Annotated in this window: 13 protein-coding genes; 7 read left to right on the top strand and 6 right to left on the bottom strand. The window is 73.4% G+C overall.

Annotation, left to right across the window (positions count from 1 at the left end; translation table 11 throughout):
- Positions 1-37 precede the first annotated feature (37 nt).
- A complete protein-coding gene (locus WBG99_RS14960; protein ID WP_338896784.1) occupies positions 38-1,492 on the bottom strand; it encodes a family 43 glycosylhydrolase in 1,455 nt (484 codons plus the stop codon).
- Positions 1,493-2,626: 1,134 nt separating this feature from the next.
- Between WBG99_RS14960 and WBG99_RS14955 the strand changes: the two genes are divergently transcribed.
- The 4 genes from WBG99_RS14955 (at position 2,627) to WBG99_RS14940 (ending at position 11,234) form a co-directional block, all read left to right on the top strand.
- Positions 2,627-4,189 (top strand): TIGR02677 family protein, encoded by a 1,563-nt coding sequence (locus tag WBG99_RS14955; protein WP_338896783.1) that lies wholly within the window; start codon positions 2,627-2,629, stop codon positions 4,187-4,189.
- 103 nt (positions 4,190-4,292) lie between these two features.
- A complete protein-coding gene (locus WBG99_RS14950; RefSeq protein ID WP_338896782.1) occupies positions 4,293-5,747 on the top strand; it encodes a TIGR02678 family protein in 1,455 nt (484 codons plus the stop codon).
- On the top strand, positions 5,744-9,925 hold the full coding sequence (locus WBG99_RS14945) for a TIGR02680 family protein (RefSeq protein WP_338896781.1): 4,182 nt from the start codon (positions 5,744-5,746) through the stop codon (positions 9,923-9,925). Before WBG99_RS14950 ends, WBG99_RS14945 begins: the two co-directional genes overlap by 4 nt.
- The gene (locus tag WBG99_RS14940; RefSeq protein WP_338896780.1) at positions 9,915-11,234 is read left to right on the top strand and encodes a TIGR02679 domain-containing protein; all 1,320 of its coding nucleotides are present in this window, start codon (positions 9,915-9,917) and stop codon (positions 11,232-11,234) included. The genes WBG99_RS14945 and WBG99_RS14940 overlap by 11 nt, the downstream gene beginning before the upstream one ends.
- Positions 11,235-11,806: 572 nt before the next feature.
- Here WBG99_RS14940 and WBG99_RS14935 read toward each other — a convergent pair.
- The 5 genes from WBG99_RS14935 to WBG99_RS14915 form a co-directional block, all read right to left on the bottom strand.
- On the bottom strand, positions 11,807-12,652 hold the full coding sequence (locus WBG99_RS14935; protein ID WP_338896779.1) for a carbohydrate ABC transporter permease: 846 nt from the start codon (positions 12,650-12,652) through the stop codon (positions 11,807-11,809).
- On the bottom strand, positions 12,649-13,545 hold the full coding sequence (locus WBG99_RS14930; RefSeq protein WP_338896778.1) for a sugar ABC transporter permease: 897 nt from the start codon (positions 13,543-13,545) through the stop codon (positions 12,649-12,651). Before WBG99_RS14930 ends, WBG99_RS14935 begins: the two co-directional genes overlap by 4 nt.
- A 134-nt stretch (positions 13,546-13,679) precedes the next feature.
- Positions 13,680-14,924, bottom strand: coding sequence for a sugar ABC transporter substrate-binding protein (locus tag WBG99_RS14925; RefSeq protein WP_338896777.1), 1,245 nt, complete (start codon positions 14,922-14,924; stop codon positions 13,680-13,682).
- A gap of 90 nt (positions 14,925-15,014) precedes the next feature.
- Positions 15,015-16,088: a substrate-binding domain-containing protein gene (locus WBG99_RS14920; RefSeq protein ID WP_338896776.1), complete on the bottom strand. Its 1,074-nt coding sequence runs from the start codon at positions 16,086-16,088 to the stop codon at positions 15,015-15,017.
- A 2-nt stretch (positions 16,089-16,090) separates the two neighbouring features.
- A complete protein-coding gene (locus WBG99_RS14915) occupies positions 16,091-18,631 on the bottom strand; it encodes a SpoIIE family protein phosphatase (protein ID WP_338896775.1) in 2,541 nt (846 codons plus the stop codon).
- Positions 18,632-19,171: 540 nt separating this feature from the next.
- Here WBG99_RS14915 and WBG99_RS14910 point away from each other — a divergent pair.
- From WBG99_RS14910 to WBG99_RS14900, 3 genes are all read left to right on the top strand, one after another.
- Positions 19,172-20,608 (top strand): Tat pathway signal sequence domain protein, encoded by a 1,437-nt coding sequence (locus WBG99_RS14910; RefSeq protein WP_338896774.1) that lies wholly within the window; start codon positions 19,172-19,174, stop codon positions 20,606-20,608.
- Positions 20,609-20,925: 317 nt separating this feature from the next.
- Entirely contained in the window at positions 20,926-21,825 is a 900-nt protein-coding gene (locus tag WBG99_RS14905) for a glycosyltransferase (protein WP_338896773.1), read from the top strand.
- 318 nt (positions 21,826-22,143) lie between these two features.
- Positions 22,144-25,326: a BTAD domain-containing putative transcriptional regulator gene (locus WBG99_RS14900; RefSeq protein ID WP_338896772.1), complete on the top strand. Its 3,183-nt coding sequence runs from the start codon at positions 22,144-22,146 to the stop codon at positions 25,324-25,326.
- The last annotated feature ends 31 nt before the right edge of the window (positions 25,327-25,357 follow it).

Below are 25,357 nucleotides of genomic sequence, written 5' to 3'. Positions count from 1 at the left end.
AGCGGGTACCGGGACCGTGGTCCGCTCATCCGGTCCGTCAACTGACGGGCCTGAGCTGCCACTGCTGGCAGTCGTTGTTCAGCCAGGACCAGAGGCGTACGTCGGTGCCGTTGCCGGTGCCGCAGTCGGCCACGTCGGCGACCTTGCCGCTGTTCTCGTTCACGATCCGCACGTAGTCACCGGTGGCGGTGTGGACGAGGCGGAACCGCTGGCAGTCGTTGTCCAGCCAGGACCACTGGCGGATGTCGGTGCCGTTGTCGGTCGCGCAGTTGGTGGTGTCCATGGCCTTGCCGGTCCTGACGTTCACCAGTCGGCTGGTGTCGTCGGCGAGGTCCTCGATCCGCCACTTCTGGTTGTCGCTGCTGCCGTTACAGGTCCACTGGAAGATGTTGGTGCCGTTGGCGGTGTTGCCGCCCTCGACGTCCAGGCACTTGCCGCTGTTGCGGTTGACCAGGGTGTACGCGGTCGGGGTGGCCGCCGTCTCGCCGGAGGGGCCGGGCAGTGTCGTGCCGAGGGCGACCGGGGTGCCGAAGTTCGGTGTGCCGTCCGCGTTCCAGGTGAACTTCTGCGCGCGGGTGGTGCGGTTGTTGTCGCAGCCGTCCGTCGAGGTGTCGTTGCGGGCGTGGTAGACGATCCAGTTCTCCGTGCCGTCCGGCGAGGTGAAGAAGCCGTTGTGGCCGGGGCCGTGGACGTTGGTCGCGCTGTTCCGCTGGAATACGGGGGTCTGCTTCTTCGTCCAGGAGGAGGCCTGCAGCGGGTCACTGCCGGTCAGTTCCAGTTGGCCCAGCTTGTAGTCGGGGGTCCAGCAGCCGCTGGCGGAGTAGACCAGGAACGTCTTGCCGTTCCGTTGCAGCGCCTCCGGGCCCTCGTTCACCGTGCCGCCCTGGCGCTCCCAGCTCAGGGTGGGCTGCGAGATGGTGCGCAGCGTGCCGCTGACGGTGTAGGGGTTGCTCATCGGGGCGATGACGAGGTTCTGGGTGCCGTTGGTGGTGTTGGCGCTGCCCACCATGTACAGGTTGCTGCCGACCTCCAGCACGCTGGCGTCGATGAGCCAGGGGTCCGAGCCGGTGGGCTTGATCTTGTTCTTGTAGATGTACGGCCCCATGGGGTCGGAGCCCACGCTTTCCAGCACGTGGGAGCGCTGGGTGCCGAGGTAGTCGCTGACGCAGGCGCCACCGACGTAGTACACGTACCACTTGTTGTTGAAGAAGTGCATCTCGGGAGCCCAGAAGTTGCAGCCCCGAGAGGTGTCGGTGTCCTTCCACACCTGCACGCTGGGCGCCGTGGCGAGCCCGGCGAGGGTGGGCGACTTGCGCATGGTCAGCACGTCGGACCAGGACGTGCTGATCAAGTAGTAGTTGCCGTTGTGGAACTCGATCCAGGGATCGGCGCCCTTCTGCGACTTGACCGGGTTGGTGAACGGCCGCCCGTCGGCGGCGGAGGCGGGCTGGATGGTGGCGCCCAGCAGCAGGGTGAGTGCGGCGATGACCATCGCCGTCCATCCCCCTCTGCGTGTGCGGACTCCCGCGCGGGTGCGGATCACTGTCGTCGTCCCTTCGTCAGTCGATCCGAAGGTCTCCGTTGTTCGAGTTATCGAACCAGGTTCGGAACTTCGGCCAGAAAGTAAGGTCCCGTCCCCTGCCCGTCAACACTTACGTCACAGTCGCCCCAAACGGTTACACAAACCCGGCCCACGTGCCCCTGTGACGGCGGGGTCCGTCCACCTCGGGCTGGCCACGGTTGCGTCAGCCCTTTGACGCCGTGGCGCGGTCGGGGCTCGGTCTCCTCGTGCACGCCGTCGAGGAGCCGCACGCAGAAGCCCTACTGGCGAGCGACCCACCGGTCGAGCTCGTCGTCCGCACCTCGCCCGCGCCTCCGTCGACCCGGACGACCCCGGGACGGGGACGGCGCGTGGCCTCCCCATCCGTGTGGCGGCCCGCACGGAAGAAGGCCCGGAAGGCCTGGCCTTAGCGGGTACGCGACAGCCCGTTCACCGGCCTGCCCGTCACCGCCGGGCATGGGGTGGGTCAGGCCGGCTTCCGGCGCATCACCGGGACCCCTTCGACCGGATACCGGTCGCCCAGGCGCAGATCGAAGGGATGACCCTGGTGACGCGGGACAAGTGGACCCCTCAGCATGACGTTCGGGTCATGCCGGTGTGAGGGCAGTCCGCTCCCTTTCGTGTCTCTCGTCGGCCCCGGTCAGACCGAGTTGGCGCAGGTGATCGACACAGGCGGACCATGCGTCGGGGCGGCGCCCCGACGTTACGTTCAGTCGCCGCCCTCGGTGGAACCCTCTCTCCGCACGCGCACTTCGACACCTGATGTCCGGCGCGCACACTCGGCGCCGGGGCAGCCCGCGGTGGGAACGGTCAGCCGTCCCAGTCGCTCCCTCGTCCAGGATCCGCAACCGGGGCACCAGGGCGCGGGAGACCCGTCTCCCGCGCCCTACGGGGCGTGAGGAGGGCGCAAGGTAGCACAGGGGGTGTGGGCTGGAGAGCGGGTTACCCGCACTGGTGCGAGTGCGGCAGACTGGTGCGGAATCCCGGCTGTCCGGCCGGGGTGAGAACGTGTGCCAGCCGCAGTACGCACCGTGTACCAGCCGCAGTGAGGAAGCCGCCAGACCCGTGAGTGACGAGCCCGACGCCCCGGAGCCGGATGTCCCGGAGCCGGATGTCCCGGAGCCCGTCGACGAGGGCGCGTTCGGTATCGACGCGTTCTCCCTCGACGACCGGCTGCGGCTGTTCCACTTCGCCGCCGCCGAGAAGCGCCACGAATACCTGTGGCTGCTGCGTGCCTTCGACCGCGGACGCGCCAACTACCAGGTGCTGCTGCACGTTTCGGACGCGGTGGGACTGCTCGAGCGGCTCACCGCCGACCATCCCGCCGCGGGCGCCGTCGGCGGAGTGGCCGGCGTTCAGCCGCTGCTCGACGCGCTCGCGGACTGGCAGGTCCTGGACCGGTCGTACGACGGGACGCGCGCCGCGAACCTCGCCGAGTACCGCAACCGCCACTACGTGTACCAGTTCACGCAGGCCGGATACCGGGCGTACCGGGCCGTGGAGGACGTACTCGGCGCGCGCCTGGAGGACGCCCAGCTCTCCCGTCTCGTCTTCCCCGACATCCTCGGCGACCTGCACGCGCTGGCCGAGGCCAACGCCGCGGGGGACGCCGAGGAGGTCTACCGCAAGCTCGGCCGTCTCGACTCCGTGCTGAACGAGATGGCGCAGCGCGCCGCCCGCTTCTACCTCATGCTGGGCGACCTGGCGCGCACCAACGACACCCGGCCCGAGGTGTTCCTCGCCCACAAGGACACGCTGCTCGCCCACATGCGGGAGTTCACCGCCGAACTCGGGCGCTACGCCCCGCTGCTCGCGGAGGCCGTCGAGAAGGCGGCGGCCACCGGTGTGGACCGCATGATCGAGTACGCGGCCGAGGCCGACGAGCGGCTCTTCCGCAGCCCCGCCGAGCGCCTGGCGGACTGGCGGCACCGGTGGGACGGCATCGTCCACTGGTTCGCGGAGCGCGAGCACAGCGAGACCGAGCGGCTGCAGGACGCCACCGTCACCGCGATCCGCTCCGTCCTCGCCCTGCTGCGCCGGGTCACCGAGGCGCGCCGGGGCGGGGTGAGCCGGGAGAGCCAACTGCGCCACCTCGCACAGTGGTTCACCTCCTGCGAGAGCGACGAGGACGCGCACGCCCTGTTCCAGGCGGTCTTCGGGCTCGGCGCGCCCCGCCACATCGCCGTCCCGTACGCCGATCCCGAGCAGATCCCCGGGCGTACGTCCTGGTGGGAGGCCGAGCCGGTCGAACTCGCCCGCACCCTGGTCCAGTCCGGCCGCACCCCCGCGCTGCACGGCCCCGGCCGGATCGAACGCAACGACGACCGGCGGGCCCTGCTCCGCGCGGAGCAGGTGAAGGAGCAGGCCGAGCGGCGCAGCGCCGCGAACGCCCTGGCGTCGGACGGCGTGTACGGCCGGACGCTCGACGAGCCCGAGACGCGGGCCCTGCTCGCCCTGCTGGACGTGGCGCTCGCCGCCCGTGTCCCCGCCAGCCGCCTGGTCACCGCCTCCTCCGGAGCCGCCCACGGGGTACGGCTCACCCTCACCCCCGCCGAGGGCTCCACCACCGTCGACACCGTACGCGGTCGCCTCCACCTCGACGGTCTGCGCCTGGAGGTCACCGCATGAACCCCACGAACCCGACGAACCACATGAACCACATGAACCGCATGAAGGTCCTACCCGCCCGCTCCGACGTCCTGGGGCCGCCCCACGAGCAGGGCAGGACCGTATGAGCCGCGTCGCGGAGGGCGTCTCCCCGCTCGAACTCGCCGACTACCAGAAGGCGGTACGGCTCGTACTGCGGCATCCGCTGGTCACGCCCGGGTACCCGGACAGGACGGCGCTGGCGACCGTGCGCCGCTGGGCCGCGCAGCTGCGCACCGATCTGATGGAGGTGTTCGGCTACCGGCTCGTCACCACCGCCGACACCGCCCGGCTGCAGCGCGCCCAGGACGGCCTCGACGCCACCCGTCCGGCCCTCACCCGCGCGGGACGCCCCTTCGACCGCCGCCGCTACGCCTACCTCGTCCTCACCCTCGCGGCCCTGGGCCGCCACGGCGCGCAGGTGGCGCTGGGCGAGCTGGCCGACGCGGTCGCCGCCGACGCCGTACGCGTCGACGGGCTCGGGCTCGACACCGCGCGCAAGCCCGACCGGGACGCCTTCGTCGACGCCGTCACCTGGCTCACCGAGCGCGGCGCGCTCACCCTCGCCGACGGCTCCGCCACCGCCTGGGCCGGCGATCCCGAGCGCGCCGAGGCCCTGTACGACATCGACCGCGAGATCCTCCTCGCCGTCCACCACCCGACCCGCGTGCTGCAGCACCTGACCTCCGTCACCGCGCTCCTCGACTCCGCCGGCGCGCTGGGCATGTCCGCCGGCCGCGCCGCCCAGCGCCGTGACCAGGCCCGCCGCGCCCGCCGCCTGGTGCTGGAGAACCCGGTCGCGTACTACGCCGACGCCGACAGCGGACTTCTGGGACAGCTGCGGGCACCCGCCCTCGCCGAGGACCTGGAGCGCCTGACCGGGCTGGCGGTGGAGCGGCGGGCCGAGGGCGTGGCACTCATCGACACCTCCGGCAGGCTGTCCGACATCCGCTTCCCCGGCGGCGGCACGGTCGCGCAGGCCGCGCTGCTCCTCGCCGCCCGGATCAGCGCCGCCGTGCAGCGCACCGGACGGCACGCCCTCGAACTGCTGCCCGCGCCCACCGCCGCCGAACGCCTCACGGCCCGCGCCCGGCGTATCGACGGCGCCCTCCCGACACGCTCGGTCATCACCGAGTTCGCCGCACCCGACGGGGCAGCCGCGTACGAGGGGTACGAGCCGCATGAGACGCGCGACGAGGAGGGAGAGGGACAAGCGGAGACCCGGTATCCCTTCGTCACGGACTCCTGGCTCCGAGGCAGGCTCAAGGAGATCACCGCCGAGTACGGTGCGGGCTTCGCGGCCGACCTGCGCGGCGACCCGGACCGGCTGCTCGACCAGGCTCTCGACCTGCTGGCCGCCATGTCGCTGATCGCCCGGGTCGAGGGCGGAGCCCTCGCCCTTCCCCTGCTCGCCCGCTACCGCGGGGTCACCGCCCGGGTGAAGACCCGTACCGCGGCCCGACCGCCCGCCCAGACCGCCCTGTTCGCCGCCCAGACCGCCCTGTTCGCCGACGAGACCGCCAAGGAACCGACTCCGTGAGCACGCCTGCTCCCGCCCCCGCTCCCGCCTCCGCCTCGGCCGCCCGCTATGTCCCCACCCGTGCCGGGATCATCAACCTGTGGGACTACCGGGACGAGGAGTTCTCCTTCGCCGGCGGCTGGCTGGTGCTGCGCGGCCCCAACGGATCCGGCAAGACCAAGGCCCTGGAAGTCCTCTTCCCGTTCGTCCTCGACGGCCGCATCGACCCCAAGCGGCTCAACCCGTTCGCCGCCGAGGACCGCACGATGAAGTCCAACCTGCTCTTCCGCGGGCAGGACAGCGCGCTCGGCTACGTCTGGATCGAGTTCACCCACCGGGAGACGGGCGAGGCCGTCACCTGTGGCATCGGGCTGCACGCCCAGCGGCACCGCGACACGCCGGCTCGTTGGCACTTCGTCGCCGAAGGCCGTGTCGGCGAGGACTTCTCGCTGCTGACCGACGACGACCGGCCGATGACGAAGAAGCAGCTCGCCGCCGAGCTCGGACGCGAGCTGATCGCCTCCACGGCCGACTACCGCGCCGCCGTCGACCAGCGCCTGTTCGGCCTCGGCCGGGAGCGGTACGAGCAGCTGCTCACCCTGATCCTCACGCTGCGCCGCCCGCAGCTCGCCAAGAACCTCGACCCGGCCAAGCTCTCCGACACCCTCACCGCGGGCCTGCGCCCGCTCGACGACGACCTGATCGCCGAGGCGGCCCGCTCCTTCGACGACATGGAGTCCGTGCAGCGCACCCTGGAGGGGCTGGCCGCCGCCGACGACGCCACCCGTGCCTTCCTCGCGAGCTACTCCACCTATCTGCGGGTCCACGCCCGCACCGCCGCGGACCGGCTCACCGCCCGCCGCGCCGAAACCGCCGAGCGCGCCGCCGCACTGCGCACCGCCGCCGCGGACCTGGCGGCGGCCCGCGAACAGCAGGCCGCCGCCGAGACGCGCGCAGAGTCGGCCGACGCCTCGCTGGCCGCCCAGCGTGCCCGCCTGGACCAGCTGCGCTCCTCCGCCGCCTACCAGGCCATCGAACAACTGGCCGACCTGGAACGCCTGGTGCGCACCTGCGAGCAGACCGCCCGGCAGGCGAGCGCCGAACGCGAACGCCGCACGGCCGCCACCGGGCGCGCCCGCGCCGAGGCCGAACACGCCGCCCGGCTCGCCGCCGAACTCGACGCCGCCGTCTCGCGGGACGCCACCACCGTCGCCGACCACGCCCACACCGCCGGCCTGCCCTGGACACCGGCGGACGCCGAGCCCGCCCGCCTCGCCGAACGCTCCACCGCGCTGGCCGCCGCCCGTCACGAGGGCGTACGGGCCGTGCGCGGCGCCCAGCAGGCGGCACGCGGTGCCGAGCAGACCCGTGACCTCGCCCGGGTCTCGCTCGACCGCGCGCAGGAGGCCGTCGCGGCGGCCGAAACCGCCGAAACGGATGCCGAGTCAGTCCTCGAGTCCGCCCGTGAACAGGCCCGTACGGCGCTCGGCCGGTGGACGGAGGCCCACGGCGCGCTCCTGGCCGAAACGGAGCGGGAGGAGGGTCCCCCCGGCGGAAGGCCGGGGGAGGGCGCCGAGCGGCTCGCCGAAGCCCTCGAACTCACCGGCGAGGCCGAGGCGGTCACGCTCGCCGACGCCTTCACCGAGGCCACCGCTCCAGCCGTGCAGGAACTGCGCGACACCCTCGCCTCCCTGCGCGCCCGGCGCACCGACATCGAGCGCCGCCGCGCCGAGGCGGAAGCCGAACGCGCCCGGATCGCCGCCGAACACGACGACGCCCCGCCCCCCGCGCGCGGCCGCACCGCCGACCGGGCACCCGACGGCGGCGTGCCGCTGTGGCAACTCGTCGACTTCGACGACAAGTTGACGGATCGTGAGCGGGCGGGCCTGGAAGCGGCCCTGGAGGCATCGGGCCTCCTCGACGCCCTCCTCACCGCCGAGGACACCCCCGTGCCGGCCGGGCACAGCGAGGGCTACCTCCGTGCCGGCGCCCCGGTGAGCGGCCCGAGCCTCGCCGATCTCCTGAGGCCCGACAACCCCGGCGCCGCCGACGACCCCGGGGGCCCCGGGGCCAACGCCGCGATCCCGGCCGCGCGGATCACCGCCGTACTGCGCTCCGTCGCCGTCACCGGCGAACTCGACACCGGGATCCCGCAGATCAGCCCCGACGGCCGGTACGCGGCCGGTGTCCTGGTCGGTGCCCACACCAAGGAGCACGCCGAGTACGTCGGCGCCACCGCCCGCGCGCGCCGGCGCGCCGCCCGGATCGCCGCCTGCGAGACGCTGCTGGCCGAACTCTCCGACCGACTCGACGAGTCGGCGCGCGCACAGGCCCGTGCGGGCGCCACCCTCGACGCGTACGCCGCCGCCCGCGCCGCGCTGCCCCGCACCACCGGCATCGCGCAGGCCCTGCGCGAACTCGACAGGGCCGCGGCGAGGCTGCGCGCCACCCGCGACGCCGCCGACGCCTCCCAGGCCTCGTACGACGAGTCGGTGGCCGCCTGTTCGGTCGCCGAGCGCGCCCTGCGCCGCACCGCGGCCGAGCACGCCATCGAGGTCGAACGCGTCGACGCCGTCGAGACCGCCACCCGGGCCTTCGAGACGGCGGTACGCGAACTCACCGCCCGCCGCCGCGAACACGCCCGCCAGACCGAGGCCGCCCAGGCGGGCGCCGACCGGCTCACCGCAGCCGCCGAGGACGAGGAGGCGGCACTCGACATCGAGCGCGCGGCGCGCCGTCGGCACACCGAGGAGGCCGCGGGACTTCAGGCACTCCAGGAGGCCGTGGGTTCCGAGGCGCAGGAGGTGATGCGCCAGGTGCAGGAGGCCGAGGACGGGACCGACGCCCTGGTCCGGGAGGCCGAGGCGGCCCGCACGGCCCAGCACACCGCGATCGCGACCACCGCGGCCGCCGAGGCGCGCCGTACGGCCGCGGCCGAGGCCGGGTCTGTCGCCGCCACGGAGGAGAAGGACACGGCCCGGGGCCTGCGCCCGTACGCGGCCCGCGAACTCCTCGACCTCCTGCGCTGTCCGCCCGGCCTCGCCTGGCCCGCCCAGGAGGCCGACTGGGCCGGTGAGGCACTCCCGCCGGCCGTGGTCGCCGTACACGAGGCGATCCTCGCCGCGACCCGCGACCTCACCCCCACCGAATCCAGCCTCAAGCAGTCCGTCACCCGTCTCACCAAGGCCCTGGACGACCTGCAGGCGCAGCTCGCCGCCGCCGGACAGGACTACCGGCCCGAATGGGACGGCTCAGAGGGGGTCATCCTCGTCCGCGTGGCCGACGAGGAGGGCCCGCTGCCCGTCGCCGCCTTCGCTCAGAAGATCGCGGCACACCGCCACGACCAGGCCGAACTGCTCTCCGATTCCGAGCAGCGCATCCTGGAGGACGCCCTGCTCACCCGGCTCGCCCAGCAGATCCACGACCGCACCGTCGACGCCCGTGACCTGATCAGGCGGATGAACACCGACATGCGCAGGCGCGCGATGTCATCGGGGACGACGGTCGGTGTGAGCTGGCTGCTCGCCGACCATCTCGACGACGAGCAGCGCGCCGTCTGCGCCCTCCTGGACGCCGACGCCGCCCGCCTCGGCCCCGACGGTCTCGCCCGGGTGCGCACCCACTTCGCCGCGCAGATCAAGACCGCCCGCGCCCGCCACCGCGACCAGCCCTACCGGGAGTTGCTCGCCGAGGTCCTCGACTACCGGCGCTGGCGGCAGTTCGCGTTCCAGCTGGTACGGCCCGGCGAGTCCGGCAAGACCGAGGAGAGGCTCACCCGCGCCCGGCACAGCCGGCTGTCGGGCGGTGAGCAGTCCGTCTCGCTGCACCTGCCGCTGTTCGCCGCCGCGCACGCCATGCTCAACTCCGCCGACCCGCACGCCCCGCGCCTGCTCGCCCTCGACGAGGCCTTCGCGGGCGTGGACGACACCGGGCGCGGCGAACTCATGTCGCTGGCCGCCCAGTTCGACCTCGACCTGTTCATGACCGGCTACGACCTGTGGGCCGCCCACGCCTCCGTGTCCGCCGCCGCCCACTACGACCTCGCGCACACCGCCGTCGATCACACCGTCTCCGCGCTGCTGCTCGTCTGGGACGGCGACCGGCTCCTCGCCGACGACACCGGCGATCTCACCGCCGCCCTCGGCTCGCCCGGCACCCGGCGGGTCCCGACACCCGAGGAGGCCGCGGTTGCCGGCTGAGCGGGGTGAGCACCGTGAGTACGACGAGTTGGGGGGTGAGGGATGGCCCCGGCTGCTCGCCGCCGCCCGCCGCAGGCTGGAGCGCACCGGCGGCGTGCTCGACGGTGACATCGGCCTCGCCGACCCCAGCGAGGCCGAACGCCGCACCGTCATCGGCATCACCGGCCGCTACCGGCCCGAGACCGCCAAGCGCCTCGCCGTACCCCTGCGCGACCTGGACGGATATCTCCACGACCGCTACGGCACCGGTCTCCTCCAGACCCTCGGCCGGCTCCACGGCCCGCTGCGTGACCGGCCGGCCGAACGGGCCGACGAGGAAGCGCGCCGCGAACAGGCCCTGAGATCCGCCCACTCCAGCCGACTCGCCGGACAGGGATGGTTCGCCGCCTGGCTGGAGCGGATCGCCGCCGACGGCACCCTCACCCGTCTCGTACGCCGAGGGGACGCGCCCCTCCTCGACGCGGCGGTGCGCGTCCTGGAAAGGCTCCCCGGTGACCGGGACGGCTTCCCCGGCTCCCCGGACCGCTTCCCCGGTGACCGGGACCGGCTCCCCGCGCACCCGACCGGCGTCCTGCCGCTTCCGGTCCTCGCGGAGTGGGCCACCGGCGACACCAAGGCCCTCGTTCCCGGCACCCCGCTCGAACAGCTCGTCCTGCGCGCCCTCGCCCGGCGCACCGGCGGCAGTTCGGTCGTACCGCGCGAGCGGGCCGGGCGGCGCGCCCTGTGGGAGAGCGCCGGAGCCATCGCCGACGACCTCGCCAGCCAGGTACTCGTCCTCAACATCGGGGCCGAGGGCGACACCGTGGTCTGCGACTGGCTGCGCGACGCCGCCGACTTCGGCATCCCCTTCCGGCTCACCCTCCACCAGCTCGCCACCGACCCCGTCGTCCCCGCCGCCCGCACCCTCTTCGTCTGCGAGAACCCGGCCGTACTGCGCGCCGCGGCCGGCGAACTCCAGGACACCGGCGCCGCCCTCGTCTGCACCGAGGGCGTCCCGTCCGCCGCCTGCCACAAACTGCTCGGTGACGCCGTGCGCGCGGGAGCCCGGCTGCACTGGCGCGCCGACTTCGACTGGGCCGGGCTGCGCATCACCGCGGACGCCGTGACCCGCCACGGTGCCCGCCCCTGGCGGATGACCGCCGCCGACTACACGGCGGCACTGGGCAAGGGCGAGTCCACACCGCTCGCGGGACCGTCCGCGGCCAGCCCCTGGGACCCCGAACTGGCCCGTGCCATGGAGGAGTCGGGCAGCGCGGTCATGGAGGAACGCCTCCTGCCCGCGCTCCTGTCCGACCTCACCCGCACCTGACCCGGCGAGTCCGGTGGCCTGCTCGACCTGTCCGCCGGGGAACACCCGTCGGCGGTCCAGGCCACGTCCGATCGGGGGCGGCGGACGCCGGGAGCGGACGAGGGTACAACAGGCCTGCGGAACGGGAGAGTTGTTCGCCGACGGCACCGTGCTCCACGGCCAGGTGGTGGCCGGGCAGTCCGGTGCCGGCAAGGGTGCCGGGTGATCCGGACGCCGGCCGTGGTGGTCTCCACATGGACGTCGAACGCCGTGGGGACCCGCACGGCGGGCGCGGGCGCGGGTGGGGGCAGCAGCCGGGGGGTGACGCCGTGGGCGGGTGGCGCGAGACCGAGCAGGGCGTGGACCTCGGTCCGCCGGCGGCCCGCGGCATCGCCGGGGTGCGCGAACGCGGCGTCGGCGGCGGTGTGCCCGGACCCCGCAGCCCGGACAGCGGGATGACGTCGAATAAGGCCGGTACGTCCGCGGCGCGTCGGCGATGTCTTCGGCGGCCCGATGGGCGCACCTCTCAAAGGTGGTGTGCGGCCGGAGCGGGGGAACCCGCTGAGTGGGCTGGGGCGGTAGGGCGGGCGGCCTCAGCCCTTGGTCGTCCCCGCCGTCAGGCCGCCCACGACGAAGCGCTGGAGGACGGCGAAGACGCAGACCACCGGGAGGCTGATGAGGGTGGCGGTGGCCATGAGGGCGCCCCATTCGGTGCCGTGGGTGCCGACGAAGGCGTTGAGGAGGACGGTGACGGGCTGGACGTCGGGTTCGGAGGCGAGGGTGAGGCCGAAGACGAACTCGCCCCAGGCGATGAGGAAGGACAGGGCGGAGACGGCGACCAGGCCCGGGGCCATGATCGGGAGGACCACCCGCAGCAGTACGCCCACCGGGCCGCAGCCGTCGACGAGGGCCGCCTCCTCCAACTCCCTCGGCACACTCCGCAGTACGGGCCGCAGCACGATCACCGTGAGGGGGAGTGTGAGGGTGGTGTCGGCGACGATCAGACCGGCGTACGTGTCGTCGAGGCCGGCCCGGCGCTCCAGGATGAACAAGGGGGCCGCCAGCACGATGCTGGGCGGGAGCTGGGCGATCAGCAGGGCGAGCACCATGGTGCCGGAGCCGCGCATGGGGACGCGGGCGAGGGCGTAGGCGAGGGGGACGCCCAGGAGGAGGGTCAGGGCGACCACTCCGCAGGAGATGACCACGCTGTTGAACAGGGCGCGGGGGAGGGCGTCGTCGGAGAGGGCGGTGGCGTAGTTCCGCGTGGTGGCCGGGGCGGGGAACCAGCGGAGGGTCTCGGCGAGGATGCGGTCGGGTGCGGTGAGGCTGGTGTCGACCATCCAGTACACCGGGAGGAGGAAGACGGCGGTGATCAGCGCGGCGATCGTGGTGAGCAGCCACGGCCCGCGCCGCCCACGGAGCCGCCCGCCGGCGCTCACGCGGCCTCCCCCTCCCCACGCAGACGCCGTACGTACAGCGCGCCCGCCAGCAGCGGTACGAGCAGCAGGAGCAGGCTCGCCGCCGCGCCCTCGCCGAAGCGGAAGAACTCGAAGAAGACCTCGTAGACGTAGACGGACAGGACACTGGTGGCGTCGACCGGGCCGCCGCCCGTCATCACGAAGACGAGGTCGAAGACCTTGAACGTGTAGACGAGGCCGAGCAGGAGGACGGTCACCGAGACCGGCCGCATCAGCGGGACGGTGATCCGGCGGAACCGCTGCCAGGCGTTCGCGCCGTCGAGGGCGGCGGCCTCGTGGAGCTCCGGGTCGATGGTGTGCAGGCCCACCAGGAGCAGCAGCATGTTGAAGGGCACGCCCACCCAGACGTTGGCGAAGATCACGCCGGCCAGGGAGGTGCCGGGATCGGTGAGCCAGCCGTGGGCGAACGCGTCCAGGCCGACCGCGCGGAGCAACTCGTTGTAGGCGCCGGCCTCCTGGTCGAGCATCCAGCGGAAGAGGGTGCCGCTGACCACCGGGGGCAGCAGCCACGCCACCAGCAGGAGCGAGCGGAGCAGACCGTTGAAGGGGAACGGGCGCGCGAAGAGCAGGGCCAGGGCGAAGCCGATCGTGAACTGGAACAGCAGCGAGCCGGCCGTGAAGATCAGGGAGAGGCGTACGGCGTGCCAGAAGTCCGGGTCGGTGACGGTGGTCCGGTAGTTGTCGAGGCCCACGAAGGGCCGGGAACCGCTGAGGAGTTCGGACAGGCGTACGGCGTGTACGGAGGTCCAGACGTTGTAGAGCAGCGGGTACGCCAGGACGAGGGCCAGGAAGACCAGGCCGGGGAGGGAGAAGAGGTATCCGGCACGCCGACGGCGGGTGGCGAGGGAAGGCATACGGGAGGGCGTACGGGAGGCCGTACGGGAGGTCGTACGACCGGCGGCGAGGGAGGTCGTACGGCGGGGACCGGGGCGGTCCTCACGGCGGGGACGGGGTCGGGCCGCTCGGCGGGGGCCGGGGCGGCCTCCTCTCACCGCTCCTCCAGTGCGTTGTCGATCTTCGTGGCGGTGGTTCTCGCGACGGCGGCGGGGGAGGCCGTGCCGGTGAGGACGGACTGCTCGGCCTCGGCGATGGCCTGGGAGGCGTCGGCGTAGCCCGGACCGTACTGGCGTGGGCGGGCGAGGGGCAGCTGGCTGAGGAAGAGCCGGAGTGCCGGGTCGGAGGCCCAGGTGCCGGTGTCCGCGAGGTCCTTGCGGGCGGGGAGGTTGCCGAGCGCCACGAGGAACGGCACCAGGACCGAGGGGCGTTGGGTGTACTCCAGGACCTGCCAGGCCCTGTCCTGGTGATCACTGTTCGCCATCACCACCCAGTTCTCTCCGCCCAGACAGGTCGCCGCCTCCTCGCCGCGGGGCAGCGCGACGACGCCGTACTCCACGTCGGTCTCCTTGATGGTCGGCAGCTGCCACGGGCCGTTGATCTGCATCGCGGCCCGCCCGCTGACGAACCGGGCGTTGACGTCCTGCTGTGTCCAGCCCACGCACTGCTCGGACAGCGAGCCCTTGGCGACCAGGTCGTCGAGGAAGGCGAGCGCGGTCGCGCCGTATGTCGCGAAGGTGTCCAGGTCGCCGCCGGCCTGCCACAGGAACGGCAGGAACTGGAACACGCCTTCCTCCGTCCTGATCGCGCTCATCGCCAGCCCGAACCGGTCCCCGCTGGTCAGCCGCTGGGCCGTGTCGGCGAGCTGGTCCCAGGTGGCCGGCGGCTCCACCCCGGCGGAGTCGAGCACGCGGGTGTTGTAGTAGAGGGCGAGGCAGTTGCTGTTGTTGGGGATGCCGAGGCTCTTGCCGTCGACCTGACAGCCGTCCCAGGGGCCTTTGTAGTACTGGTCGGCCTGGCCCCACTCCTCGACCCGCTCGGTGAGATCGGCGAGCAGGCCGCTGCCGGCGAGGGAGTTCATGGAGACGTTGTCGACGATGGCGATGTCCGGGAGGTCGCCGGAGACGGCGCCCAGGGTGATCTGCCGTTCGAGGTCGGCGAAGGGGAAGGTGCGGCGTTCGATGCGTACGCCGGGGACCTGGGCCTCGATGTCCTTGATCAGCCGGGTGAAGGCGGGCTGGAAGTCGGCCAGGCTGAAGTAGTCCCACCAGGTGAGCGTGACTGTGTCGCTCTGCTGGTCCGAGCCGCAGGCGGTCACCGCGGAACCGAGACCGAGAGCGGCTGCTCCCGCACCGGCGGCGCGCAGGAAACCGCGGCGGTCGACGGGGTGGTAGGACATGCTCTGCTCCCTGGGGGTGGAGGGACGGAGGAAGGGTGGATTGCCGGAATCGGTGGATGTCGGAAGGGGTGGGTCCCGGAGAGGTGGGTCTCAGGGGTCGGGGTCCCGGAACTCGGGGAACCGGTCGAGATCGGGGAACTTGTCGAGATCGGGGAACTCCTCCTCGGGCTCCGAGCCCGGGACGGGGCGGCAGGGGCCGGTGCTGTCCCGGAGGGAGATCAGCGGCTTGAGGAGGACGTGGCGGGGCGGTGAGCCGGGGGCGGTGAGGCGGCGCACGATCAGGTCGACGGCCACGCGGCTCATCTCCTTGGCGGGGATGTCGGCGGCGGTGAGCTGCGGGTGCACCTGCTCCGCCCAGTGGCCGGCGGCCACGCCGACGACCGAGAAGTCACGCGGGACGTTGCGGCCGTGCCGGAGCAGACCCCGGTAGAGGCCTTCCAGGGCGGCCTCGTTCATGGTGACGAGGGAGGTCGTCGCCGGGTCGTCGAGCAGGATGCGCTCCAGGGTCGCCTCACCGGCGGTCACCTCGTCGTCGCAGAGGTACGCGTGCGGGGTGAGCACCTGTTCCGCCATGGCCTTGGTGTAGCCCTCCAGGCCGAGGTGGGCGAAGCCGTACCCGCTCCGGAAGAGCTGTTCGGAACGGTTGACGAAGGCGATCCTGCGGTGGCCCAGGTCGGCCAGGTGGTAGACGCAGCCCCGGGCCAGACCGGCGAAGTCCAGGTCGACCCAGCCGGTCTCCTCGGCCCTGCTGTTCCGGCCGATCGTGACGAACGGGAAGCCGGTCCTCGCCAGGTGCTCCACCCGGTCGTCCTCCAGCTTGATCTCCATCACGATCACACCGTCGACCCGTCCCGCGTCCACCATCCGCCGGAACGAACGGTCACTCGCGCTGTCGGCGGGCGAGAGCAGCACGTCGTAGTCGTACGCCGTCGCCGCTTCGACCACCCCACCGATGAACGCCAACTGCATGCCGGTGTAGTCGCGGTTCCGCCCGGCGGGGGGATAGACGAGGCCGAGGGTATGGGTGCCGGTGCGGGGCGCGGTTGTGCTGCGGGCGGGGGCGGGGGCGGGGGCCGCGGTGGAGGCGGCGGCCTGGGCGGGCCCCTCCACCGCGGCTGCCGCGCGGGCGGATGAGGGGGGCGCGGGCGGAGGGTGGAGGCGCATCGTCAGGTGGTGGGAACGGGAAGGGGCTGTTCGGCCCAGATGGTCTTGCCGGTGGCGGTCTGGCGGGTGCCCCAGCCCTGGGTGAGCTGGGCGACCATGTGGAGGCCCCGGCCGCCCTCGTCGTAGGCGCGGGCGCGGCGGAGGTGGGGGGCGGTGCTGCTGGCGTCGGAGACCTCGCAGATGAGGGTGCGGTCGCGGATGAGGCGGAGGCCGATCGGGACGGCGCCGTAGCGGATGGCGTTGGTGACCAGTTCGCTCACCACCAGCTCCGTGACGAACGCCGCCTCCTGCAGACCCCACAGCGCCAGCTGCCGCGAGGCCTGCGCGCGGGCGTCCGCGACGATCGCCGGATCGGACGGCACCGACCAGGCGGCGACCTGGTCGGCGTGCAGGGCCCGGGTGCGGGCCAGCAGCAGGGCCACGTCGTCCGCGGGGGTCTCGGGGAGCAGCGCCTTGAGCACGGTGTCGCAGGTGACCTCCAGGGACGGTACGGGGGAGGCGAGGGCCTCGCAGAGCCGGTCCAGGCCCGCGCCGATGTCGCGGTCGCGGGCCTCGATCAGACCGTCGGTGAAGAACGCGAGGAGGCTGCCCTCGGGCAGTTCCACCTCGGTCGCCTCGAAGGGCAGACCACCGACCCCCAGCAGCGGTCCCGGCGAGAGCTGGACCACGCCGACCTTGCCGTCGGGGTAGAGCACCGCCGGCGGTGGATGGCCGGCGCTGGCGAGGGTGCAGACGCGGGCGACGGGGTCGTAGACGGCGTACAGACAGGTCGCGCCGATCTCCGCGGCGGACGGCATCTCCAGATCCTCGGGGACCGTCTCGTCGTCGTAGGTGAGGTGGGTGACCAGGTCGTCGAGGTGGGTGAGGAGTTCGTCCGGCGGGAGGTCCACGTCGGCGAGGGTGCGGACCGCCGTGCGCAGTCGGCCCATCGTCGCGGACGCGTGCAGCCCGTGACCGACGACGTCGCCGACGACCAGGGCGACCCGGGTGCCCGACAGGGGCACCACGTCGAACCAGTCGCCGCCGACACCCGCCCCCGACCCGGCCGGCAGATAGCGGTACGCCACCTCCACCGCCGCCTGCCTGGGCAGATCGCGGGGGAGCAGGCTGCGCTGGAGGGTGAGCGCGTTGGTGCGTTCACGGGTGTACCGGCGCGCGTTGTCCACGCCCACCGCCGCCCGGCCCGCGAGTTCCTCGGCGAGCACCAGGTCGTCCGGCTCGAAGGGTCTCGAACCGTTCCGGCGGGCGAAGAACGCGACCCCCAGCGTGATCCCGCGCGCCCGCAGCGGTGTGGACATGATCGAGTGGAACCCGAACCTCCGTACCCGGTCCTTCCGTGTCGCGTCCTCGGAGACCCATCGCAGGTAGTCCGGATCGCCGACCCCGCTGAGCAGCGGTTTCCCACTGGCCAGCGCGCGGGCCGGTGGGGAGAACGGAGGGTAGGAGTCGAGACCCCCGAGGGGGACGGCGGCCTCGGGCACGCCCTCGTAGGTCGACTGGTGCGCCGCCCGGCGCAGAGCGACCGTGCTGTCGAGCGGCCCGGGAGCGGGTTCCTGGCCGCGCAGCACCGAGTCGAGCAGGTCCACGCTGACGAAGTCCGCGAGCCGGGGGACGGCCAGATCCGCCAGCTCCTGGGCCGTGCGGGTCACGTTCAGCGTGCTGCCGATCCGGGTGCCGGCCTCGTTCAGGAGGGCCAGCCGCTGGCGTGCCCAGTGCTCCTCGCTGCTGTCGAACGTCGCGGTGCCGACGGCGCGTACCTCGCCCGTGGCCGGATCCCTGACCGGCCACATCTCGGTGATCCAGGCCTGCTGACGGGAGGAGAAAGGGCCCGGTGCGGTGCGCTCGTACCGCATGGGCCTCCCCTCGTCCGCCACCTGCTGGACGAGCCGCAGGAACCCCTCCTCGGCCGCCTCCCCCGGCGGATCTCCCGACTGGGACGCGTCCAGCCGCCATCCCTCCGGCCCCTTGGTGAACGTCGACATGCCCAGCGGCGACTGCCTGTGCGACCACTCGACCATCCGCCGGCCACCACCCGCCGAGGCCGCGTCAGCGACATCGGCGGGACCGGTGACACCGCTGTCACCAGCGACGTCAGCGTCACCGGCGGCATCGGCATCAGCGGCTGTATCGGCACCGGCACCGGTATCAGCGGCGGGACCGGTCGTGGCCGTGACGACGAACCCCCGCGTCGTGCCATCGGCCCCCAGAGAGGGCGCCCAGCGCAGGGTCACCCGGACCCGGTGACCGTCCCGGTGCCGGAGTACCGCCGAGCCGCTGCCGCCCAGCTCGGCCCGGCCGCCCAGCTCGGCCCGGCCGCCCGGTGCCCGGTACGTGTCGTACGGGGCACCGGACGGCTCGTAGGAGTCCAGCAGGTCGCCCGCCGCACGTCCCACCACATCCGCGGCACGGTGGCCCAGCAGGCGTCGGGCCTCCTCGCTCCAGCCGGTGACGAGGCCCTGGGGGCTGAGGGTGGCCGTGGCGGGTTCGGCCGCGTCCGCGTGGCGACCGGATGCCTGCTCGGAAGCCGGTCTGGCTGTATCCATTCCCGCTCAATTCGCGCCGGACGTGTCACTCATAGTCCTCAGCCTGCGCGCTGCGCCAGAAACGGACAAGTCGGACCCGCCCCAGGTGGGTGAGGTGCGGACCGAAATTCGTACGAGGTCCTACCTGGCCGGCTCTGCCCTGTCCCTCCCCTGCCCCCGCGCTGTTCGACCGGATCGCTGTTCCCGAAGAGCAACCGGCCGCCGCGGTCGCCGAACGACCGCGAAGCCACCGTCGTGGAGGACTGGCCTCGCGGTTCGGGGATCTCCGGGGGCCGGGGTCCGCGTACCGGGGGTTCCGGATTCCGCAGGGCGTCCCGCGCTCCCATGAGGTGTGCGGGACGCTTGCGCTCCCGCCCCAGCCGTGCCCCTCCGACCCCGTCGATCGACTTGCCCGGCATGGGCGTTGACCCGCCCCACAGGCACGGCGAGAATGAGCGCGCACGCGCCTGAGAGCGCTCTCAGAATCCGCGCGCTCCAGACCCCGGGCGCGCCCTCGGACTCCGGGCGCTCCCTCCGGCCCCGCACTTCCAAGGGAGACCCATGACCGGCAGCACTGGCCGTACCGGCAGCACGGGCGACACCGGCCGTACCGGCAGACAAGGCCCGGCGTTGAGTCGCCGTGCGCTCCTCGGCGCCGGACTCGGGGCCGCGACGGCGCTCACCGTCCTCGGCTCCGGCCCGGCCCACGCCGCCGGGGCGAGGCCCCGGGCGGGCGGGGCCTCGCCCCGGCGGCGCGGACAGGCCTTCCTCGCCGCCGCCATGGACGCCTACCCCGACCACGGCGACATCCGGCTGGCCCAGAGCTACACCGACCAGGCGGGCCTGTTCAGTACGGCCTTCACGTACGACAACGCCCTCGCGCTCCTCGCCCACCTCGCGGTGCGCACGGAGGACGGGCGGGCCCGGGCGACGTCGCTCGGGGACGCGCTGGTCTACGCGCAGGAGCACGACCCGGCGTACGACGACGGCCGGCTGCGCCAGGCGTACAACGTGGGGCCCTACGTCTTCTTCGACGGGGTGCCGCAGCCGGACGGGTTCGTCCGCGCGGACGGGACGGCCAACGTCGGCACCCAGTTCGGCTTCACGGGGACGGCCGTGGGGGACATGGCCTGGGCCGGGATCGCCCTCAGCGCGCTGGCCCGGCGCACCGGGAAGCGGCGCTTCCTCGCCGCGGCGGTGCGGATCGGTGAGTGGATCGAGCGGACCGGCCGTACCGACGAGCCCCTCGGCGGCTACAAGTTCGGCGTCGACGGGGCGAACGCGAAGCTGCCGTTCACCTCGACCGAGCACAACACCGACCTGATCTGCCTGTTCGGACGGCTCGCCCGGCTCACCGGCGACCGGGTGTGGTGGGAGCGGCGGGCACGGGCCGAGGCCTTCGTGCGGAGGATGTGGGAGCCCTCCGGCGGCTTCTTCCACACCGGCACCAACGACGGCGTGACCGTCAACAGGTCGCCGATCCCCGAGGACACCCAGACCTGGACCCACCTCGCCCTCGACTCCCGCCGCCACTCCCGCTCCCTCGACTGGGCGGCCACCGAACTGGCCGTCCTCGACCACGCCGGGCGGCGCAACAGCACGGTGCCCGCCGGGCAGTCGTACGAGGGCGTCACCTTCAGCTCCGCCAGTCTCCTCGCGAACGAGGACGCGCCCATCGCCGAGTTCCAGCCCGAGCCCAACCGCAACGGCGTCTGGTTCGAGGGCACCGCCCACCTCGCGCTCGCCCTGCGCGACCGGGGCGCCCGGGGTGACGCGACACGCGCCCGCCGCCTCCTGGCCTCCCTCGAACGCGCCCAGGACCACCTCGGCACCGACCAGACCGTCGGCGGTCGCGCCCTCCCCCACCGCTCCGGCGTCGTCTCGGCCAGCAGCCCCCTCGACACGGGCTTCGGCTTCGGCTACTACCCGTACCGGCACACGGGCGCGACGGCCTGGTACCTGATGGCGGCGACCCGAACGAACCCGCTGCGCGTCTGACCGCCACCAGAGCCCGGATCCATGCCCCACGGCCTCCCGGAGGTCGGGGCAGCCCGGGAACGACCGGCGTGGGCGAGCGACGCGTCCGTACGCAAGGGCGTGCGAGAGGTCGTACGAGACGACGTGCCGGACGACGTGCGAGAGGCCGTGCGAGAGGGAGGGGAGAACCGGCGTACCGGGGGGGAGCCCGTGAGAAGTCCGCGGTGTGAACGGCTAGCATCCCGGCCGTAAACAGTCGGTGGGAACGGGAAGCGGGCCGGCGGTCGCCGGCTGTGCCGGTCGTCCGCGGTGGTCCGTGACGGGATGGGGTGGGTGTCGTGGTGGAGGCCGGGCCTCGGGTCGCAGTCGCCGTGGTGACGATGGGCAATCGGCCCGCCGAGGTGGACGCGTTGCTCGCCTCCGTGGCCAAGCAGGACGTGGCGCCCGAGCGGATCGTCGTCGTGGGGAACGGCTGCCCCCTCCCCGAGTTCGCCGATCGGCTCGGACTGCCCGGTGAGGTCACGCTCATCGAGGTGGACGAGAACCTCGGCTGCCCCGGCGGCCGGAACGTGGCCCTGGAACGGCTGCGGGAGTCCGGTGACGTCGACGTCGTCGTCGAACTGGACGACGACGGACTGCTCGTCGACGCCGATGTGCTGCGCCGCGTCCAGGAGTTGTACGCCGCGGACCCCCGCCTCGGCATCGTCGGGTTCCGGATCGCCGACGAGCACGGCGAGACCCAGCGGCGGCACGTGCCGAGAGTCGGCGCCAAGGACCCGATGCGCGGTGGGCCGGTCACCGGCTTCCTCGGCGGCGGGCACGCCCTCTCCATGGCCATGCTCGGCGAGACGGGCGACTGGGCCGCCGAGTTCTTCTTCGCGCACGAGGAGACCGACCTCGCCTGGCGGGCCCTCGACGCCGGCTGGACCGTGCTCTACGCCCCCGAACTGCTCCTCCAGCACCCGAAGACCTCACCCGCCCGGCACGCCATCTACCACCGGGTCAACGCCCGTAACCGTGTCTGGCTCGCCCGCCGCCGTCTCCCGCTCCCGCTCATCCCCGTGCACCTGGGCGTGTGGGTCCTCATCACCCTGCTGCGGATGCGCTCGGTGGGCGGTCTTCGGGCGTGGTTCAGCGGCTTCGTCGAGGGCTGGCGCGAGTCGGGCGGCGAGCGCCGGCCCATGCGATGGCGGACGGTGTGGCGGCTCACGCGCCTGGGACGGCCACCGGTCCTGTAGTAGCCCAACGACCCCTGCCGAGCAGGCCGTTGGGACCACCTGGCGCGACACGAGTGCCCCGGTCGTTCACCTCCACCGACCGGGGCACAGCGCTTTGCGCGGTTCACGGATCCGGCAGCGGCGGCGGCACTCCCCCGAGCTACGCGTACCACGCGTGCGCCGTCGTCGCCGGATCCGATGAAGTGATCACATCAGCTCGCGCCAACGGATCGCTAACATGAGCCCAACGGTTCCACCGGGAGCCGTACGGGAGGCGGCGCCGAGCCGCCGCGGGGGCGGGCCCGGAACGACGGTGCGGGAAGGCAGCGGACGGGTTCTATGCGGGACGGGCTGCGGTTCGGACTGCTTGGTCCGCCGGTTCTCTACGAGGCCGGGGGCACCGGGAACACCGGGGATGCCGCGGAAGCCGTGGGTTCCGGTGGTGTCCTCAGCGGTGGCGTACGGTCCGTCGGCGGCGGCAAGATGCGGGCCCTGTTCGTGGCGCTGCTGCTCGAACCCGGGCGGATCGTCTCGGTCGACACCCTGAAGGACGTGCTGTGGGACGCGATGCCCCCGCCGTCCGCGCAGGCCTCCCTGCAGAACCATGTGACCCGTCTGCGCAGGCTGTTGGACGACCCCGAGCGGCTGCGCGCGGTACCGCCGGGCTATCTGCTGCGCGTCGACGAGGGCGAACTGGACGTCCGCGTCTTCGAGACACACGCCCGCGCCGCCCGCACCGCCCACGCCGAACGGGACTGGACCCGCACCGTCCGCGAGTCCACCGCCGCGCTCGCCCTGTGGCGCGGCACACCGCTGGGCGGCCTGCCGGTGGGGGAGTTCCGCGCGCAGGCGTTCGTCCAGCGGCTGGAGGAGGCCCGGCTCTCGCTGCTGGAGCGACGGTACGACGCGGAACTCCACCTCGCGGCCGACCCGCCGGACGAGGCGGCCACGGGAGCGCACACGCTCGGCGCACTCGCCCCCGAACTCGCCGCCCTCGTCGCCGAACACCCCCTCCGTGAGGCCTTCCACCGGCTCCTCATGTTCGTCCTCCACCGCACCGGCCGCCAGGCCGAGGCGCTGGCCGTCCACCGGGACCTGCGCGCCCGCCTCCTCGACGAACTCGGCGTCGAACCGGGCCCCGCCGTACGCGACGCCCACTTGGAGATCCTGCGGGAACAGGACCCCGAGCCCCCGGCGACCCGGACCGGCACCCCACCCACCGAGCTGCCACCACGCCCGGCCCAACTCCCGCCCGCACCGGCGCATTTCACGGGCAGGGGAGAGATCCTGGCAGAGCTGCGCCGGGTACTCGACCCGGGCACAGGCGCCCCTTCAGAGGCGCGGGGCGGCCCCGCCTCCGCGACTGCCGCCGCGTGGGCACGACAAGCCACGCCGAACCCGCACCCGCCACACCACAGCACCCCCCGAGCCCATCGGCACCCGTCCCCCGCCAAGGGCACGGCCACCGTCGTCCTCAGCGGCATGGCCGGCGTCGGCAAGAGCGCCCTCGCCCTCCACCTGGCCCACGAGCTGGCCGAGCACTTCCCCGACGGCCAGCTCTATGTCAACCTGCACGGCGCGACCCCGGGCATGACCCCCCTCACCCCTGCCCAGGCCCTGGCCTCGCTGCTGCGCGACCTCGGCACCGCCCCTCGCCGTATCCCCGAACACCCGGACGCCGCAGCCGCGTTGCTCCGCTCGACGCTCGCACCGACCCGCACACTGATGGTGCTGGACGACGCCGCGCACGCCGCCCAGGTACGCCCGCTGCTGCCGGCCGGCGCCGGCTGCGCGGTCATCGTGACGAGCCGCTCACCGCTCACCGCGCTGGACGGCGCCCACCGCTTCCCGCTCACCCCGCTGTCGGACGACGAGAGCGCGGCCCTGCTGCGGGCCGCGTCGGGCCGTGCCGCCGGCCTGGACGCCGCGCACCCCCTCGTCGCACTCACCGGCCGGCTCCCGCTCGCCCTCCGCGTCGTCGCGGCTCGCCTCGCCGCGCGCCGCGCGCTCACCCCGGACGCGCTCGCCGGTCAACTCACCGCCACAGAAGGGCGGTTGCACCACCTCGAATACGACGACCTGAGCGTCCGCCGCTCCCTCGCCGTCGCCCACGAGGCCCTGCGCGCCTCCGACCGCGCGGCCGACCGCGACGCCGCCCACGCCCTCCGGGCCATCGGCGCCCTCGACCTGCCCGCGTACGGCGCGCCCCTCCTCGCCCGGCTCACCGGCACCGACGGGTTCCGCGCCGAGGCCGCCCTCGACCGCCTGGTCGACGTGGCCCTCCTTGAGGAGACGACGTACGGCCGGTACGTCCCCCACGACCTCGTACGCCACTTCGCCCGCGAACTCGCCGACACGGCCGACGCCGCGCACGCCGTCGAGCAGGCCCTCCGCTGGTACGCCGGCCGCGCCCGGCAGAGCCTGCGCGTGCTGCTCCCACCGGGCTACGAGCGCGACGAACGCCTCCGTACGACGGCGACCACGGTGGAGCCGCCGCCCGTGGAAGCCCCCTTCGCCTCCGCCGAGGAGGCCTTCGCCTGGGGCGACCGCGAACTCCCCAACATCGTCGCCCTGGTGGCACGCTGCTCCCGGGAACCCGGCACCGGCGACCGCGGTGGAGACGGCGCGGGCGACGGAACCGCAGCGCTCGTGCCCGCCCTCGTCCGCCACCTCTTCCCGTATCTGCACCGAGGGGGCCGGCTCGCCGAGCTGGACGTGCTGGGGCGGTCCGCCCTGGACGTGGCGCGGTCGCTCGGGGACGACGCGGCCGAGGCGTTCGCGCTGACCGACCGGGCGGGGCTGCACTTCATGTCCGGCCGGGCCACGGAGGCGCTCACGCTCAACGACGAGGGCCTGACACTGTGGCGGCGGCTCGGGGTCGTGTCCTGCGTACGGCGGTGCCTGAACAACCGGGGGCTCGTACTGGAGAGCCTCGGCCGGTACGCGGAGAGCGAGGAGACGCTGCGGCAGAGCCTGGAGCTGTCCCGGCAGCTCGATGACCAGTACGGCGAGGCGGTGACCTTCAGCCACCTCGGCAACCTCTACAAGCACACCGACGCACGGGCCGCCATCGCCCACCACGAGCGGAGCCTGGCCCTCGGCGAGGAGGCCGACAGCCTCGTCGTACGGCACACCGCGCACTGCAACATCGGCTACGCCCACCTCAGACTCGGCGAACCGGCCGCCGCCGTACGCCACTTCGAGCAGAGCCTGCGGATCCTCGGCGACGACGAGGACTGGCAGGGCGAGTCCAAGACCCGGCTCGGCCTGGTACGGGCCCTGCGCGAGCTGGGGCAGGCGGACCGCGCCTCCCACGAGTGCACCCTCCTCCTCGACCTCGCCGAACGCCGTGCCGACCAGTACGCGGTCGGCCTCGCCCGGCACCAGCGGGGGCTGCTGCTGCGGGCACGCGGCCGCGACGAGGAGGCGTACCGGGAGTGGGAGCGCGCGCTGGCGGTCCTGGACGGCACGGACTCGGCGGTGGCGGGGGAACTGCGGGACCTGCTCAAGGCCCGGGAGTGAGCCGGCTGTCGGACCGGCCGTCGGACCGGCC

It is taken from the genome of Streptomyces sp. TG1A-60 (assembly GCF_037201975.1).
Classification (GTDB): domain Bacteria; phylum Actinomycetota; class Actinomycetes; order Streptomycetales; family Streptomycetaceae; genus Streptomyces.
This window is presented reverse-complemented; position numbering and strand designations above follow the sequence as displayed.